The 17,188-nt window shown below is 51.8% G+C and carries 16 protein-coding genes; 9 read left to right on the plus strand and 7 right to left on the minus strand.

Annotation, left to right across the window (positions count from 1 at the left end; translation table 11 throughout):
- The first annotated feature begins 9 nt into the window (after positions 1-9).
- The 4 genes from ACOQPU_RS07185 to ACOQPU_RS07200 all read left to right on the plus strand — a co-directional run bounded on the left by ACOQPU_RS07185 (position 10) and on the right by ACOQPU_RS07200 (position 4,546).
- Positions 10-1,077: a M50 family metallopeptidase gene (locus ACOQPU_RS07185; RefSeq protein WP_420644442.1), complete on the plus strand. Its 1,068-nt coding sequence runs from the start codon at positions 10-12 to the stop codon at positions 1,075-1,077.
- 161 nt (positions 1,078-1,238) lie between these two features.
- On the plus strand, positions 1,239-2,216 hold the full coding sequence (locus ACOQPU_RS07190; protein ID WP_420644443.1) for a HEAT repeat domain-containing protein: 978 nt from the start codon (positions 1,239-1,241) through the stop codon (positions 2,214-2,216).
- A gap of 119 nt (positions 2,217-2,335) precedes the next feature.
- Positions 2,336-3,247 (plus strand): AEC family transporter, encoded by a 912-nt coding sequence (locus ACOQPU_RS07195; protein WP_420644444.1) that lies wholly within the window; start codon positions 2,336-2,338, stop codon positions 3,245-3,247.
- A 156-nt stretch (positions 3,248-3,403) separates the two neighbouring features.
- Entirely contained in the window at positions 3,404-4,546 is a 1,143-nt protein-coding gene (locus ACOQPU_RS07200; protein WP_420644445.1) for a peptidase MA family metallohydrolase, read from the plus strand.
- Positions 4,547-4,591: 45 nt separating this feature from the next.
- Here ACOQPU_RS07200 and ACOQPU_RS07205 read toward each other — a convergent pair whose 3' ends face one another.
- Complete coding sequence (locus ACOQPU_RS07205) at positions 4,592-4,978, minus strand: nuclear transport factor 2 family protein (RefSeq protein WP_420644446.1); 387 nt, start codon at positions 4,976-4,978, stop codon at positions 4,592-4,594.
- A gap of 390 nt (positions 4,979-5,368) precedes the next feature.
- On the opposite strand from ACOQPU_RS07205, the gene htpG reads away from it, so the two are divergent.
- Positions 5,369-7,270 (plus strand): molecular chaperone HtpG, encoded by a 1,902-nt coding sequence (gene htpG / locus ACOQPU_RS07210; protein WP_420644447.1) that lies wholly within the window; start codon positions 5,369-5,371, stop codon positions 7,268-7,270.
- 246 nt (positions 7,271-7,516) lie between these two features.
- Here htpG and ACOQPU_RS07215 read toward each other — a convergent pair whose 3' ends face one another.
- Positions 7,517-7,987, minus strand: a complete 471-nt coding sequence (locus tag ACOQPU_RS07215; protein WP_420644448.1) for an HIT family protein — start codon at positions 7,985-7,987, stop codon at positions 7,517-7,519.
- Positions 7,988-8,697: 710 nt separating this feature from the next.
- Positions 8,698-8,853, minus strand: coding sequence for a hypothetical protein (locus tag ACOQPU_RS07220; RefSeq protein WP_420644449.1), 156 nt, complete (start codon positions 8,851-8,853; stop codon positions 8,698-8,700).
- A 73-nt stretch (positions 8,854-8,926) separates the two neighbouring features.
- Between ACOQPU_RS07220 and ACOQPU_RS07225 the strand changes: the two genes are divergently transcribed.
- The 4 genes from ACOQPU_RS07225 to ACOQPU_RS07240 all read left to right on the plus strand — a co-directional run bounded on the left by ACOQPU_RS07225 (position 8,927) and on the right by ACOQPU_RS07240 (position 11,611).
- Positions 8,927-9,481 carry an AMP-binding protein gene (locus ACOQPU_RS07225; RefSeq protein WP_420644450.1) on the plus strand — a complete coding sequence of 185 codons (555 nt, stop codon included), beginning with the start codon at positions 8,927-8,929 and terminating at the stop codon, positions 9,479-9,481.
- A gap of 46 nt (positions 9,482-9,527) precedes the next feature.
- Positions 9,528-10,193 (plus strand): hypothetical protein, encoded by a 666-nt coding sequence (locus ACOQPU_RS07230; protein ID WP_420644451.1) that lies wholly within the window; start codon positions 9,528-9,530, stop codon positions 10,191-10,193.
- Between the two features lie 50 nt (positions 10,194-10,243).
- Positions 10,244-11,110 carry a CPBP family intramembrane glutamic endopeptidase gene (locus tag ACOQPU_RS07235; protein WP_420644452.1) on the plus strand — a complete coding sequence of 289 codons (867 nt, stop codon included), beginning with the start codon at positions 10,244-10,246 and terminating at the stop codon, positions 11,108-11,110.
- 93 nt (positions 11,111-11,203) lie between these two features.
- Positions 11,204-11,611, plus strand: a complete 408-nt coding sequence (locus ACOQPU_RS07240; RefSeq protein ID WP_420644453.1) for a hypothetical protein — start codon at positions 11,204-11,206, stop codon at positions 11,609-11,611.
- A 170-nt stretch (positions 11,612-11,781) separates the two neighbouring features.
- On the opposite strand, the gene ACOQPU_RS07245 is transcribed toward ACOQPU_RS07240, so the two are convergent.
- From ACOQPU_RS07245 to ACOQPU_RS07260, 4 genes are all read right to left on the minus strand, one after another.
- Positions 11,782-12,549 (minus strand): hypothetical protein, encoded by a 768-nt coding sequence (locus ACOQPU_RS07245; protein WP_420644454.1) that lies wholly within the window; start codon positions 12,547-12,549, stop codon positions 11,782-11,784.
- 20 nt (positions 12,550-12,569) lie between these two features.
- Entirely contained in the window at positions 12,570-13,469 is a 900-nt protein-coding gene (locus ACOQPU_RS07250) for a dienelactone hydrolase family protein (RefSeq protein WP_420644455.1), read from the minus strand.
- A 157-nt stretch (positions 13,470-13,626) separates the two neighbouring features.
- Complete coding sequence (locus ACOQPU_RS07255; protein ID WP_420644456.1) at positions 13,627-15,318, minus strand: ABC transporter permease; 1,692 nt, start codon at positions 15,316-15,318, stop codon at positions 13,627-13,629.
- A 40-nt stretch (positions 15,319-15,358) separates the two neighbouring features.
- On the minus strand, positions 15,359-17,152 hold the full coding sequence (locus ACOQPU_RS07260) for an SLC13 family permease (protein WP_420644457.1): 1,794 nt from the start codon (positions 17,150-17,152) through the stop codon (positions 15,359-15,361).
- Positions 17,153-17,188: the final 36 nt, after the last annotated feature.

Here is a 17,188-nt window from a genome sequence, read left to right on the forward strand (position 1 = left end):
GAATAGTCTATGTCTTCTTCATTTTTATGGTCCATCGGCGGTTTTTTTGTTGTGCTCACCCCCATTATTTTGGTACATGAGCTAGGCCACTTCTTTGCCGCTCGCCTCTCCAACATCCGTATCGAAGAGTTCGGCTTTGGTTTTCCCCCTCGCGCCGCCAAGCTGGCAGAACGGAATGGGACTGTTTACTCCTTGAACTGGATACCGCTGGGTGGTTTTGTACGCCCTGCTGGGGAAGATGATCCGACTGTGGAAGGCGGTTTGGCATCTGCCTCTAAGCGAGCCCGGTTATTTGTGCTGTTTGCCGGGGCTGGAGCCAATTTCTTGATGGCTTTTGTGGTGTTCTGGATTGCCTTCATGATTGGGATGCCCGCTGTGGCTGTCTCTGCAGTGACCCCCGGCACACCAGCCGAGGTGGCCGGTTTTCAGGCGGAAGACATCTTTTTGGAAGTGGATGGCGTGAGTGCCGAATCATCTGGCGTGATTGCCGATATTATGCGGAGCAAAGCTGGGGAACCAGTAGAAGTATTAGTCGCTCGTGGGGAGGGTACGGCATTGCTGACCGTTATTCCCCGCACTGTTGGCGAATATGATTCACTGGAGGAAGGTCCCATTGGTGTGGGCCTGATGGCTGCGCCAGACGGCCGTCGCATTTCGCGCGGGCCTGGGGAGTCATTGGTGGAATCTGCCGCCTCAATGTGGGAGATTGTTTACCTCACCGTAAGTGTTCCGTCCATGCTCATCAATGGCGAAATTTCTCCCAGCGAAGCTCGACCCGTGAGCGTCGTGGGCATTAGCCAGATTGCTGGACAGGCGGCCGAAGTATCTGTCACCAACAGTAACTTGTTTCCCATCCTGAACATGGTTGCTTTCATCAGCGTGGCCTTGGGCTTTACCAATTTGCTGCCAATCCCTGCGTTAGACGGCGGCCGAATTTTGTTTGTGCTCATTGAAGCTGTGCGCGGCCGTCGCATAGAGCCGGAACGTGAAGGCATGGTGCATATTGTCGGTATGCTGGTGCTTTTGGGGCTGATGGCTCTGCTCATCGTCCAAGACATTGTGAATCCTGTTTTCTAATCGAAAAAGGTAAAACCTAGCGTCTTTGCGCCTTGGCGTGAAATTCACTGACATCTCTTTTATGCACCCTCCCTGTCAGCGTCATTGACAAAAGAGTATTGTTTCTGTAGATTTTGCCCTGTTTTGTAGGGCATTTTTTTGCTTGGAGTGAAGGAATAAAAATGAAAGAAAATCAAGAAGAACAGCCCTTTGCGGTTGTGTTAGACGAAATTTTTACGGCCGATCCGCTGCCCATTGCCCAGCTTTACCGCCTGTCTGATATGCAAGAAGAAGACGCGGCGCACTTTTGGCAGGGATGGACGGCCGTTTCTGATGAGCGGCGTCAAGCAATTGTGCGACATTTGGCAGACATTAGCGAGGATAATTTTGTGGTAGATTTTGCCCCGCTCTTCATTCCCTCGCTGCAAGACTCTGTTGCCGATGTGCGTATTGCGGCTCTGGATGGCTTGTGGGACACAACCGATCTCAATTTGATAGCCCCGCTCACAGAGATGATGAAATCTGATCCCGAAGAGCGGGTGCGGGCTGCGGCCGCTGGCTCGTTGGGCCATTACGTGCTGCTGGCAGAGTGGGGGCAGCTGCCAGAAACAATCTTGCCAGAGCTAGTGGGAACTATGCTGGCGACGTATGAAAATGAAGAAACGGCCGTTGCCGTGCGGCGTGTTTTGCTGGAGGGGTTGGGGGCGGCGGACAATCCTCGCATTGGCGACCTCATTGCCGAAGCGTATGAAAATGGCGACCCGGCCACGCAACTGAGTGCTGTGTTTGCCATGGGCAACTCTGCTGATCGACGCTGGACTGTTACGGTGTTGGGCGAGATGGAAAGCCCCTACGAGGATATGCGCGCCGAGGCGGCTCGCGCGGCCGGTGCTATCGGCAACAGTGACTTCGTACCGCAGCTAGCCAGTCTGGCTTATGATGAGGATTTAGCGGTGCAAACGGCCGCTATCACCGCCCTGGGCCAAATTGGTGGGGATGAGGTGCAGCGCATTTTAGCCAACATGCTAGACGATCCTGAAGTAGAGGAAAATGAGGAAATTCTGGAGGTCGTTGAAGAAGCGTTGGAAGAGTCAGCCATGATGGCTGGTGATTTCAACTTTGCCGATTTCCCCTACGGCGACCCGATTGATGATCTGTAGGAGTTACGCATTTGCCCTAACCAGACTACAAAAGTCAAGGGCTGATGGCATTAATTCCAGAGAGAACAAGATTTTTGTAGTCTTCACTGCGTAAGTCCTGATCTGTAAAGGTTTCCCCTTTGGCTGATATTGTTTTTGTTTTAACCCAGAATATCCTGCCGATTTTTGTGGTAGCAGGCTTTGGGTTTGCCTTGCAGCGGTGGCTTGGGGTTGAGAAACGGCCGTTATCTACCATTGTGCTAAACGTGCTCAGCCCCTGCCTGGTGTTTTCCTCGCTGGTTGGTTCGCAGCTGCCGGGGGATGAGTTAGTAAGCCTGGCACTGTTCACGGTGCTGAATGTGCTGCTAATGGGGGGCGTTGCTTTTTTGTCGGCCAAGGTGCTGCGGCTGCCGCGCCGCCAAACAATTGCGTTGATGGTCGTGACCATGTTTGTGAACGGGGGCAATTATGGCATGACGCTCAACCAGCTCCGCTATGGCGATCCGGGCTTGGTACGGGCAGTGGTTTATTACACCACCAGCACCATTATGCTGTACACGATTGGCATTTTTATCTCCTCGATGGGGGAGATGCCGTGGAAAACGGCGTTGCGTCGCTTGCTAAGATTCCCGGCCGTGTATGCGGCCGTTTTGGCCATCATTGTTTACAGCTTCCAAATCCCACTGCCCTCTCCGCTGCTGCGCGGCATTGAGGTGGCTGGAGCCGGGGCCATTCCGGTGATGCTGCTGGTGCTGGGAATGCAGTTGGCCGATCTTAAAACAATTGCCCCATTGCGATTTGCCTTGCCAGCGGTGGGGCTGCGCTTGCTGCTGGGGCCGATTGCTGGACTGCTAATTGCCACCCTGCTGGGCCTATCAGGCCTGGGTCGATCTACCTCCATCATCGAGGCCAGTATGCCGCCCGCCGTGTTCACCATCATTTTGGCCACTGAGTTCGATTTGGAGCCAACGGCCGTTACCAGCATTGTTTTGCTGTCCACCCTCCTAAGTCCATTTACGATAGCCACCACCATTACCCTCCTAAGTTTATAATGAGCCTCACGCAAAGTCGCAGAGTTTTGTACCTTTGTGACTTTGCGTGATTTCTTCACTTTTGTTCATGAGCTCTTATTTCACCGAAAGCACAAGGACGTGTACAATTTTGCCATGAACCGATTGGCAAGATGGTTGTTTGGACTCTGTTGGCTAATGCTGTTTCTGTTAGGTGGTCAGCCAGTTGTCCAGGCGCAAAGCGACGATTTTACGAGCAAGGCGACCTTGGAATATGCTCAAAATATTGCCTTTTCCCTAGGAGGATCGGTAAATGTGCCGATTGAGCGGGTTTATCTGTTTATGCAGGCGGCGCAGGCGGAACGGCCGTTTACCGTCGAAGCTATCCGAATGAATCAAACCGACAACCAGCTAGAAGCGGCCGTGGATCTGGATCCAACCGTAGCTGGACTGCCGCCGTTTGCCCAGGTGCGTTTTTGGTGGGAATTGCAAACCGAAAGCGGCGAAACGATCTTGGTACCAGAAGTAACATTTTTGTACGAGGACAATCGGTTTGCCTGGCGGGAGCTGGCTGTGGGGGATGTTGTGGTGCATTGGACGGGCAACGATGCTGATTTGGGGCGGGTGGCAGCAGAAATTGTTGCCGATAGCCGCCAATTGCTGGACGATATTTTGCCGCAAACGGCCGTTTCCCCTCTCAATCTCTACCTCTATCCATCCACCGGGGATTTACGCGCCGGACTGCGACTGGCGGGGCGAGATTGGCAAGATGGCCATACCGACCCTGATTTGGGCGTGCTGCTGGTAACGGCCGTTAATTCCCTCACCGCCGCCAACGATCTCAGCCAATCCATTCCGCACGAGCTAACCCATCTGCGGCTGCACCAACTAGCGGTAGGCGACGAAGACGCAGATGTGCCGCTGTGGTATGAAGAAGGTATGGCACTGTTAGCGGCGGGGTCGGTGGCTGGGGATGAACTGGTGGCAACGGCCGTTGCCAATCAAGAAACGTTACCGCTGCACAATCTCTGCCTGGGTGCGGTTGAGGATAATGACACGGCTGAACTGGCGCAGGCGCAAAGCGTCTCGCTGTTGCACTACATCCAGGCACAGTTTGGCGATCAGGCATTGCGCCAGATTGGCACCGCTTACATCGGCGGCTCCGATTGTGAAGCGGGGCTTACTGACACCCTCGATATGTCAGTGGCGGAGTTAAACATTGCCTGGCTGGCTGCTGAATCGCCAACCCCTGTCTGGCGCACGTTTTTGAACCAAAATGGCCTCTGGCTACTCCTGGTGTTGGCCAGCTTTGGCTTGTTGGCTCTACTGCTGCGCCGCTAACTTATGGGGGTAGCGGCCAGCGTTGGCAGACACGGGGGTCTGCCGCTACTCTTTCAATTGGGCCATCATGGCGCGAGGGTTCCAGTAGGCGCGCAGGTTGCTAATTTTGCCATCCGGGTTAAAAACAAACAGATTGATGCCTGAAAATTGGGTCGTTTTGCCGTTCTTGCCCTCACCCTCTGCTTGCCAATGCACGGCCGCTTCGTTTTTGTTAATGTAGACGGCCGTTTCCATCATATTTAGCTGCGCAAATGTGGCTTCAATTCCTTTGAAAAATTTCCGCAACCCATCATGCCCCTGAAACGGTGGCGCACCGACCGGGTCATGGCTTTCCCCATCGACGGCAAAAACGTTCACAAACGCATCGGCATCCATGTTGCAGATGGCGGCAAAATAGTTACGCACGGCTTCTTTAAGATTGTCTTGGCTCATCTCTAACTCCTTGAAAACGAAAATAGTGGTTGGTTGCTAGGCAAATCACAAAAAGTAGCTTGAGATAAATCGAGATGATGACTGTGATTTGCCTTTAGTAGAAGCCAAACTCGCTCATATTTTTTCAAGATAGTTTTTGGCTTCTACATACAGCTTGTTGTGCATCCGATCTTACTGGATTTGCAACGGCCGTCAATTCTCTTATGCACGTCTAACAGAACCGGGGTATCATTACGGCCGTTCCCGGCATGTTAGCCTGTTGGAACCAAAACCAAACAAAACTTCACAATCTAATAAAGAGGAAGCGCGAATTAACCCTAACTTTTATCAGTAAGCACCTTATCTCTGCGCCTCCGCGCCTCTGCGTTGAAAAATGAAGGAGACTGCCAAATGACAACTGCTGAACAAACCCCAACTGCCGATTATCGCTTTAAGGCCGAGGTCAAACAGCTACTGCAAATCCTCGTCCACTCCCTCTACAAAGAGCAAGACATCTTCCTGCGGGAACTCATCTCCAATGCCTCCGATGCGATGACCCGACTCCATTTTGAGATGCTTACCAACCGGGACGTACTCGATCCGGATGCCGAGCTGGCCATCCGCATCGAGATTCCCGAAGTGGGTGAGGACGAGCCAAAGAAAATCATCATTAAAGACAGCGGCATCGGCATGACCAAAGATGAACTCATCACCAATCTGGGTACTATTGCCCAATCAGGCGCGCGCGAATTTTTGGCCAAGCTGGATGAAAACGACGAGCTAGACCCTAGCGAGGTGATTGGTCAGTTTGGCGTCGGTTTCTACTCTGTGTTTATGGTCGCCGATGAGGTGCGGGTGGTCTCCCGCAGCTACAAAAAGCGGGCCAAGCCTGCCGCCTGGGTTTCTGACGGCTCTGATGAGTTCCACATCGAAACAGCCGACAAAGCCGATCGCGGCACGGAAATGCACATCACCCTCAAAAAAGATGCGGCAGAGATGGCCAGCGAGTGGAAGCTAAAACAAATCATCAAAAAGCACTCCGATTTTGTGCGCTATCCCATCTATATTGGCGACGAACAGGTGAACCAGCAAACGCCGCTGTGGCGGAAACGGCCGTCCGAAATCGAAACTGAAGATTACAGTAACTTCTACCGCCAGATGACGATGGATTTTGAGGAGCCGCTGCTCACCGTCCATTTTAGCTCCGATGCGCCGGTAAACGTGCGGGCCTTGCTCTTTATCCCAGCCAAGCGGGAGCCAGGCATTTTGGCCTCGCGCAAAGACCCCGGTGTCATGCTCTACTCGCACAACGTCCTCATCCAGGAATATTGCACCGATCTGCTGCCCAAGTGGCTGGAATTTGTCGATGGCGTGGTCGATTCCGAAGATTTACCGCTGAACGTGAGCCGCGAGACGGTACAAAATAACCGCCTCATGCGCCAGTTGGGTAAGATGATCAAGGGGCGCATCCTGCGTGAGCTGAAGAAGCTGGCTGATGACGATCCTGAGAAATATGCGCAGTTTTGGGGGGAATACGGCCGTTACTTCAAAGAAGGTATCGCCATCGACCCCACCGCCAAGGACGATGTATTGCCCTTCTTCCGCTACCACACCTCCAAATCCGACGGCGATCTCACCTCTCTGGACGGCTACCTGGAGCGTAAGCCAGACAGCCAAACCGAAATCTATTACGTTACCGGCGACTCTGTCACCTCCGTCGCCAACAGCCCCCATTTGGACCCATTCAAGGCGCGGGATTTAGAAGTGCTTTACTGGGTAGACCCGCTGGACGTGCTCATTGCCCCCGGCCTGATGGAATACAAAGAGACGCCGTTCAAAAACATTGACGACGCCGATATTGAACTACCGGAAACCGAGGATGAGGCCAAAGAGGACGAAAGCGAAGCCACCCTGCCGGAAAAAGCGTTCAACCAGTTTGTGGGCCGCTGCGTCACAGCTTTGGGTGACAAAGTGATCGAAGTGCGCGCCTCGAAGGTACTCAAGAATAGTCCGGTGCGCCTGGTGGCCCCCGCTGACGCCCAAAACAAAGAAATGGATCGCATCCAGAGGCTGCTCAACCAGGATTACGAAATTCCCAAGCGCATCCTGGAAGTGAATCGCAGCCACCCGCTGGTTGCTAATTTGGCGAACCTGGTCGAAAACGATCCGGACAATGAACTCATCAACCTGGGCATCAAGCAGCTATATGATAGCGCCCTCATCCAGGAAGGGCTGCATCCCAACCCCGCCGACATCCTGCCGCGCATCCAGCAGCTCCTCACCCTCGCCGCCGCCCAAGCGGACCAAACGTAAAAGGTTATCGTATTTTAGGGGAAACTAAAAGCCCGTTGGACATGATTTCCAACGGGCTTTTTTCATACTTGTCGCCTACGTCTTGATAATGATAACCTGCGCTTTGCGTCAGGTTCATCATCTGTTAGGCGGCTTGCCACAGTCTAAGGCTATATAGAACAGCATCTTCAACTTGTTTCATTTTTCTCTGTGACTCTTATGGTGGGTCATTCCAATATCCAAAGACCCAACTTGATAACAATACAATTACAAGCTGTTCCCCAAATGAGATCGTATAAGCTCGATCCGTTCTTGATAGCCTTCTGGCGACAAGTAGACCTCGCGGCCTTTCATCCCTGGATCAATAGGTCGATTAGGGGCATCATCAGTGAAATATCTTGGAAGGATGTGTGTATGCAGGTGGGGGATTAGATTCCCTAGAATATTGTAGTTTAATTTGTCTGCCATAAACGCTTTCTCAAGTCCTTGTCCCACCAAAGCCAGATCGTTAAAGTACTTTGTCCGCTCATCCGCTGTCAATTCGTAGGGTTCGATCACGTGCCGATGACACATTAGGACACAGTAGCCTTGCACATACTGATTCTTCGCTAGAAAAAGTCGGCTGAAAGATAAATCAGCAACAGCAATGCCGTGATCGTCTTCTGATTTACCTGAACTGATTAGGTCGCATACTGGGCAGTTTTCACCTCTGATTAACGCATCCCAATTTTCAGACATCTACGTTCTCCTAAAAATCAATCTAGTCGCCTCTAAACGCCTGTGTAACTATCTGGAACCTCGCCAATGAAAAGCGCAGTGTTTGTATGACTTTGACATATCATTCATTGTCCGCCGTTCAGTTGCTTAAGCTGCGCGCTTGTTTCCTTTGGCGCGTTAGCTTTAAGCTGTTGTTAGGGCGGCGTTTTGGTTTGCAGAACGGTCTTCAATTACCAAGATTTTCATGTTCGGCACAACGCAACTTGACATAAGCCGCCCTAACATAGTATTATCCTGCGCGAAGTCAGGATAAAACCCCAAATTACGTGTTAGCCTGCGCATTTTGCTGCATAACTCCCTAAATTGGGACAAATAACCGCATAATTTGCAGCCTAAGCCGAAAATTGGTGGTTTATGCTGCATTTTTGCTAGATAACATCCGAAATTAGGATAAAACCCGACTTCACTCAAAAAGTATAAAAGAGATAGTGGGAGTTTACAATAATACCTCCAAAGTTACTAAAATTTCTCGACTTGAATCAATCAAAACCTGACCTTATTGTGCTAGTAAGGAAGGTGAGTGAAATGGAGGTGCTTTTGTTAGCAATTCTACTCAACCATTTGAAAGGACAAAACCGACAGGCCAACTTGCCGGTGTGCGTCGCTATTGACGACAAACTCAATAAGATAGTCTGGCTCTAGCTCAAAACTTTCCCGGCTGGTAAATCGACTCAGCGGGCCGGCTGGATATTTTTCATCAGTCTGTTGAAAAAACTGCCAGGTCCAGCTTGAGTTTTGTCATAAGGTATTTTAGCTTTTTTCGAACCAGTTGGGCAATTCAGGCTGTATTGATTATCTTCATCATTGCCTCTAATGCCGTTTGTCACTTGTGCCTGCACCTAACAGGAACCTAATATGTTGACATGGGTTTTTAGGCCCATTTGCAAAAGTTAGTGTGGATTGCCTTTAACGGGAGTCGCAGCTTCACTACACCACTTAACACGCGCCGATTTCTCCTGGTATCAAATCCATGATGAGTTAGACGGCCTGCCAGAAGGGAAGGAGCTAAACATTGCCCATGAAACCGTGGATCGTCACGCAAACGGACCGCACCGTCACCATCTCGCTTTGCGCTGGCTGGGCAAAAACAATGTGGTACTTGATTTCACTTATGCAGATTTAAAGCAACAAACAAATCGTTTTGCCAATGTACTGCAAACTTTGGGGATTGAAAAAGGGGATCGTATCTTTTGCCTGGCTGGCCGTATTCCATCTTTGTACATTGCTGCTCTGGGTACGCTGAAAAACCGGAGCGTCTTTTGCCCGCTTTTTTCCGCCTTTGGGCCGGAGCCAATTTTCCAGCGTATGCACAAATTGGACATCGATTCTTTCGATTTCCTAAATTTTCTCATTGGTCTAGAAGAAAGCCTGGGGGTTTCGGTGCCGGAAGCAGATTACGATCAGCTTGTCTCACTCAAGGACATCGTGGGCTATGTGAGTGTGCGTATGAGTTAAGGAGAATGTCTGAACTGGAACATTTCAATAAGCTGAAGGAGTAACGATGAAAAATAATAGAAAGCAAAATATCTTTTGGGGGAGTTTGTTAATTTTGTTCGGTGTATTGGGGCTAGTTGCCGTCTATGCCAGTATCACCATTTGGACCTGGGTTGCTGTTTTGGCCGTCTCCGGATTGGCTGCATTTGGCCTTTTCCTGGCCAACCAGTCTGATTGGGGATTGCTTATTCCTGCTTATGTGCTGTGGGCCATTGCTGGTTTTCTGGCATTGATTGGGTCTAACCTGTTATCGGGTGCGCTTGTGCCTACTTTTGTCTTGGCGGTGATTGCCTTGCCTTTCTTTGTTGGCTATCTACGCAATCGTCAGCAGTGGGGCTTACTCATACCGGCCTACGCTTTAACGGCCGTGGGCCTTATGATCTTGCTGCTGGAGCGCGGGATACTCCATGACTTTATGGTTCCTGCGTACATCATGTTTGCCATTGCTCTTCCCTTTTTTACGGTCTTTGCAATCAATGCCAAACAGTGGTGGGCGCTGATCCCTGCGGGCATTTTGACCATTATTGGGTTGGCTTTCCTCATGGCTGAAGCGGCCGTGGGATACGTGCTGCCCGTTGTGCTGATTGTGGCTGGCCTCTGGATTTTGTTGCGACAATTTATCCAGCGGGAATCTGCGGCCGACAAGTCGCAATATAGTAAAGGAGATTTATAAGGTTTTGGCAAAAATAGGTTTGCTTATCATCTGTTTAAGGGGAGAACAACGTGGTTAAAATTAAAGATTTAATCAAGAAGTATCCGTTGCTGGTCTACTTCTTCCTCGCATTTGTCATCTCATGGGGGGCTATTTTCATTTTAGCTGGTCCCGACGGAATCCCGGCAACCGCGGATCAAATCGTTGTGCTGGGAATAGCAATGCTTCTCGGCCCTAGTTTAGCGGGCATCTTTATGATAGGCCTTGTCAATGGGAAGATGGGCTTTCGTGAGTTATTTTCCAGGTTGTTTAAGTGGCGTGTGGGCATTCAGTGGTATTTGGTTGCGCTGCTGATCGCTCCACTTTCCACAGTTGCAGTGTGCTTTGTACTTTCGTTTTTTTCTAGCGAATTTCTGCCCGCAATATACACCGCAAATGACAAAGCTACGCTTATTCTGACAGGCATTGCTGGAGGGCTTATCGTCGGCTTCTTCGAAGATCTCGGCTGGACAGGGTTTGCCATACCCCGAATGAGGCTGCGATATACTGTTTTTGCAACTGGTCTCATCGTTGGCCTTTTGTGGGGAGCCTGGCACTTCCTGTTGTTCTGGGAAAACGACAGTTTCTCTGGAGCATTCCCGGTAGCTCTCTTACTTGCCCGCCTTTTCGCTTGGCTGCCAGCCTACCGAATACTCATGGTATGGGTCTACAATCGTACAGACAGTTTGCTTATTGCAATTCTCATGCATGTGAGTCTTGTAGCTACTTTGTCAACCCTTGATCCTCCGGCGACAGGGGGCAGTCTGTTGATCTTTATTCTCGTACGTGCTGCTATCCTGTGGCTTATTGTTGTAGCTGTTGCCATGGTCAAGCGCGATCAACTTATAGAGGACAGACATTGCTCCCAAACGCGCTTGACCCCAACGACTACACATTAATGGATAAAAATGGTTGTTACGACCGTACGCCTTGTATTAAACGGCCGTATCTATTTTGAGTGAAAAAACAACATTCACTCAGGGAGGAATGTGATGAGAGCCAAGTTTTTCCTGATGCTTGAGGTAATTGTGCTGTTGGTCTTTGGGCTCAGTTTTATCATCGACGCCCAATGGTCAATGAGCCTGTTTGGCCTCACCCTGGATCAAGGCGGCATTGTCATGACCCAGTTGGTGGGTGCTGGCTTTGTGAGCATAGCTATTTTGGATTGGTTTGCTCGCAATGTGAACGTCTACGGGGACGCATTCCCTGTCTTAATGGCTAACTTCTTCATGAATGCCATTGGTTTTGTGGTTCTGTTGGTACATAAGCTGGCTGGTTTGGGCAACAATTGGACCTGGATACCCATTGCGCTGTACCTGCTGTTTGCCCTGGCCTTTGGCTATTGCCTTTTGGTAAAGAGCAGCATTGAGACGCGGATTGTGAGACCAAGACACGCCTGATTGCCTTAAAAAAAGACGGCCGTTGCCTACGTACATCTGCCAAAGGTAACGGCCGTCCATGTGAATATTATGAAAGAGAATCAGTCAGCTACGAGAAGAAGGCTTTGTAAATTCGCAACACGTTGTTTAGGGAATATCCTCTTTGAAAAATAGCATGATGATATGAACTCCTAGTTGCTATCGACGGCAGAGCCAGAAAAGCTGTCGGTTGCACTGATGAGGAGTAAGAAGAGGATGATGAGCAGGACCCCGCCGAGTAGCCAAAGCTGCATCAAGCTGGCGATGACGGCCGTGCCGACCAAGCCTGCAAAAGCGAGTATTAATCGCCATACTTTTTGGACGTGGAGCGGGAAGGGGCGCGAACGGCCGTTTTGCCACAAAAACCCACCCAGCAGCGTCAGCACCAGGCCGATGATGAGCATTGCCGTCACAATGTGGCCACCCGATAGTCCGCCGACATCAAAGGGAAGCAGCAGGATGCCGCAGCTACTGCCCACCAGCCGACGGTAAGGCGCGTTGCGCACCGTGCTCACGCGAGCCATCACCACCCTGTCCCAGGCAGCATCATCGGCACTCACTTGCCATTCGGCCGTTTCGCTGTCGCCAGGCAGTAAGGTGAATTCAACGCGCTCTTCCCGGATGAGGCTAGCAAATCCCTGGGAAATACGCGCCCGCACCGCTAGATTTTCGTCGCGATCCCCCCGGTTGGTAAACGATGCCTGAATCGTAACCTCTTCATCGGCTGTTATGAGCACCGGGCAGCTCAGGCTGGGTAAACGTTGCTCTGCCTTAAAGAGGGCGTCGAACAAAGACGCTTCCAAATCCCCCCAGATGGCCAAAAAGGCAACGGCCGCACCAAAAAAAATGCCGATAAAATAGAGAACCAATCCCAGGTTGATAATCTTGGTCTGTTTGTTTGCAACAGTTTGTGCTGTCATGCTGTAATTATACGGAAATATTAGAGATTCGTCTCAAACCAGATGAGCATTTGCTGCCACGCATCCGAGGCCGCTTCAGGATCGTAGCTGGCACGAGTGTCATTGAAGAAGGCATGCTGAGCACCGTCGTACAGCTGGAATTTATTGGTGACGCCCGCCTCGCTCAATGCAGCATGCATTGCTTCATGATCACTGGCAGAAATGCCGTCCCGCGTGCCTAAAAAGCTCAATACCGGTGCTGTCACGTTTGCCGCCTCGTTGGCGGAGAGTGGTGATCCGTAAAATGGAACGGCCGCATGAATATCATTACTGTTTGCGGCCGTTTGCAAAGTTAATCCGCCTCCCATACAAAAGCCGGTGATGCCGAATCGGCCGCTTACAACATCTTGCCCCTTCAAAAAATCAATCGCCGCCTGAATTTCAGCCACTGCTTCATCTCGAACGAGTGCCATTGCTTGCTTGCGCGCTTCATCTGGCTCCGTAGTGACCACGCCATGATACAAATCTGGAGCCAACGCCACATATCCCTCAGCGGCAACGCGGCGGGCTACATCCTTGATGTGGTCGTTCAGCCCCCACCATTCCTGAATCACAATAACTGCTGGGCGTGGTTCGTTGCCAGATTGGTAAGCCCAGTAGCCCATTAGTTCTTCCCCATTTGGCCCACTGTAGGTAACGGTTCCGCTTACCAATTCGCCATCGCTGACGGCAACGGCCGTTTCTGATGCGGTTGCCGCGGATTGGCTTTCATCAACCACCGGGGGTGGGTTGTCGTTGGGATTGGCGGTGCAGGCTGCAAGGAGCGTGTTGGCCGCCACCACACTCCCCAAAGCGGCCGTTGCCCGCAGCAAAAATTGCCGTCGGCTCACCCCGCCAACCTGATAATCTCGAACCAGTTCCATCAATTCCACACGATTCATGAGCTTCTCCTTCATACATTGTTGGCATGAATTATATAGAATGGTGCACGCAAATCGGGGAAATGGTTAGGATACTTTCATGCACGAAAACAATTCGCAAAGGTGGGCTGACGGACGTTCTTGGCTCGGCAAATCTGCGTTGATCTGTGGCAAAAAACTAAAACTCCCCAATATCTGCATACCGGAACCGCTCGATGGCAATGAAGCCAACGGCCGTTACTAGCATCAAAATCGTGCTCATGGCCAAGGCTTGCCCAAAATTAAGTGCCCCCGGCTGCCCCAAAAAACGCTCAATGGCGATGGGAATGGTGAGATAACCACTGTTGGGCCTCACAATGAAGCTCGTTGCCCCAAATTCACCCATGCTCACCGTGAAGGCGAATACGGAGGCGACCAGCAAGGCACGCCCCACAATGGGCAAATCCACCTCGCGCCAGACGCGGGTAGGGGAGGCACCCAGCACCGCGGCCGCCTCGCGTAAGCTGGGCTTGATGCCTTGCAAAACGGGGAGCAGGGTGCGCACCACAAAGGGAAAAGCGACCAGCACATGGGCAATGAGCACCAGCAGCGGCGAGGTGCGCAGCCAGCGGAAGGTGACCACATAACCAAAACCCAATGTCACGGCAGAAGCCCCTAGCGGCAGCATAAACACCGGGTCGAGCCAACTGCGCCAGCGGAATGTGCGCCCTGAGCGCAGTCGAGGGGGACGTATCAGCAGCGTTGCCGTCAGCAATCCCAACACGCCAGCCACGATGACCGTGAGCAGCGCATACCCCAATGAGTTTCGTAATGCTAGCAGCGGCGGAATAAAAACGATGCTGTCTCGTCGCAGCGTGGGCAACGCTTGGTAATATGCCAGGGTGAGCTGGCCTTCGCGGTCTACCAGCGATTGCCACACCAGGGCCAGCAGCGGCGTGAGCAAGAAAAGCAACAGCCCAACCACCATACTGCCCACAGCCAGCTTCTCACCGGCGGTTTTGGCTTGGCGCAGGCTGCTTTCCGTAGGGCGAAAATCGAGAGAAACGGCCGTTTGCTGCTGCCATTTTGCGTATAGCCACATTAGGCCAAAGGTAAACACTATCTGCAAGAGGGAAAGTGCCCCGGCAACGTCTGGCCGCAAAAAGGTGATGTATTGCCGATAAATTTCGGTTTCGATGGTGCTAAAGGAAGGGCCGCCCAAGATGAGGACGACGCCAAAGCTGGTAAAGGTGAATAGGTAGATGAGCAGGGAGGCACTGATGAGAGGCGGCCGTATTAGCGGCAGCGTAATCTCCCAGAAGGCACGACGTGGTGAAGCCCCCAGCGTTTGGGCCGCTTCCACCAATCGCGGATTTAGATTGCCCCAGAAGCCGCCTACCAGTCGCACCACAACCGTGACGTTGTAAAATACGTGCGCCAGCAAAATGATGGTTAACGTTTGCTCAAGCTGGATGGGGGGGACAGGCAGATCAAAGCCACTCACCAGCAGCCGGTTTAGCGGCCCATTGACACCCAGCAGGGCACGGAAGGCGGTGGCCACCACCACTGTCGGCATGACAAACGGAATGGTGGTAATTGCCCGCAGCACCGTTTTGCCCCGAAATTCATACCGGGCAAACAGGTAGGCAGCAGGCAGCCCTATCAGCAGCGTTAGACCGGTAGAAAGCGCAGCCTGCCATACCGTAAACCACACCACACGCCGAAAAGACGGCCGTATCACCAACTCGCCCAATGCTTCGGCCGTCAGGCTAAGCCGCAAAATGTTCCCCAGCGGGTAAAAGAAGAAGATGGCCAAAAAGAGCAGCGGCAGCAGCAAAATCAGCGGCCACCGCCGCGCTAATTTTTGCCAGATAATTTGTCTAGGCATCATGTCAAAATAGTAGCCGCAGATTCTTTCTGCGCAACGATAACTAAAATGGAAAAAAGATGGGCAGGAAAATGGTCATCAGCATCCAAATGATGAGCGTTAAAGGCACGCCCACTTTGGCAAAGTCGAAGAAGCGATACCCGCCAGGGCCGTATACCAGCACACACGCCTGGTGCCCGATAGGCGTGACAAAGGAGTTAGAGGCAGCAATTGCCGTGCCCATCACAAAGGCATGGGGATCAATCCCTAACGCTACCGAACTTTGAATAGCGATGGGTGCCACCAAAACGGCCGCAGCCGCATTAGACATAAACGAGGTTAGCACGGTGGTAAGCACGAACAGTCCTACCATAATGCCGCGCGGCCCCAACGAGCCAACTGCACCAATGATCTGCTCCGATAAAAAGAGCGCGGTGCCCGTGTTTTCCATGGCGATACCCATCGGCAGCATACCGGCAATCAGGTACACTGATTTCCACTCGATTGATTTGTACGCCTCGTCCATTGTGAGACAGCCCGTAACCACCGACAAAATTGCCCCCAAAACGGCCGCTACAGAAATATGTAGCCAGCCCAAGCCTACCATCGTAATCATTGACACAAAAATGAGAAGATTGAGCGGGGCTTTGTTGATTCGTTTGCTTGGTTCCTCGTGTTCCGTTAGCAGCAAGAACGAAATATCATTCCCGGCTTCTTCGATCCGCTCCTTGCGCCCTTGCACCAGCATGGTGTCGCCCAGGCGCAGCCGGACGGCGTCCAAACGCCCCGCAATGGATTTTTCCTCGCGCCAAATTGCCAAAACGGAAAGCCCGTATCGTGCCCGAAAATTGGCTTCCTTGAGCGTTTTGCCAATGAACGGTGCTTTTTGGCTCACCACCAGCTCGGCAACGCCCACTTCCTCATTTTGCCAATCATGCTCATCAATCTGACCTTCTGCTGATAAGGAAACCCCAAGATCGCGTGGGGCTGCTAACATTTGTTCGGTGGCCCCTTTAACCAGTAGCATATCCCCCGCACGGATGTGGGCATTGGGCAAAATGCCTAGCCGCATACGGCCGTCTCGCACCACGCCCATCACCGTCAGATCGTATTGTTCACCCAGGCGGCTCTCAATAATGGTTTTGCCAATGAGTGGAGACCTGGATGTAACGTGCAGTTCTGCCAAATAATCTTTCAGCTTATACTCACGGTTGAACTCCTGCGGGTCTGTGTGCAAGGTTTCTTCATAGTGGGGCAGCAAATGACGGCCAATAAACGTCATGTAAACCAGACTGGTGCCAAAAATGATGAGGCCCATTGCCGTAAAATCGAACAGGCGAAATGGGTCTAGCCCGACTTCTTGCAACGCGTCGCTGGCCAGCAGGTTGGGCGGCGTGCCAATAAGCGTGGTAATGCCGCCAAGCAACGAGCCAAACGCCAAGGGGATGAGCAGCTTCGAGGCGGGAATGCCTGCTTTTCGCCCTAAACCAATCGTTACAGGTAATAAAACGGCCGCCGCCCCAATATTGTTCATAAACGCCGACATAATGCCCACAGCCGCCATAATGACAAAGATGAGTCGGGCTTCGCCACTACCTGCTGCGCGACCGATGTATCGGCCAATAACGTCGGCAATGCCTGTATGGGTTAGGCTGGCACTGACAATATAAATTGCCCAAACCGTAATGACGGCCGGGTTCGAGAAGCCGGAAAACGCCTCCTCTGTAGTGAGCAAGCCCGTGAGCAGCAACGACAGCAGCACCATCATCGAGACCACATCTACCCGAATTTTTTCGGAGGCAAACAGCACAACCGATGCCCCAAGAATAAGCAACACTAAGCCAATTTCGCCTGTCAAAAAAGCCTCCGAATTTGCTGAATCATTTACTGGATA

The organism is Candidatus Leptofilum sp., assembly GCF_965223285.1.
Taxonomy (GTDB): Bacteria; Chloroflexota; Anaerolineae; order Promineifilales; family Promineifilaceae; genus Leptofilum.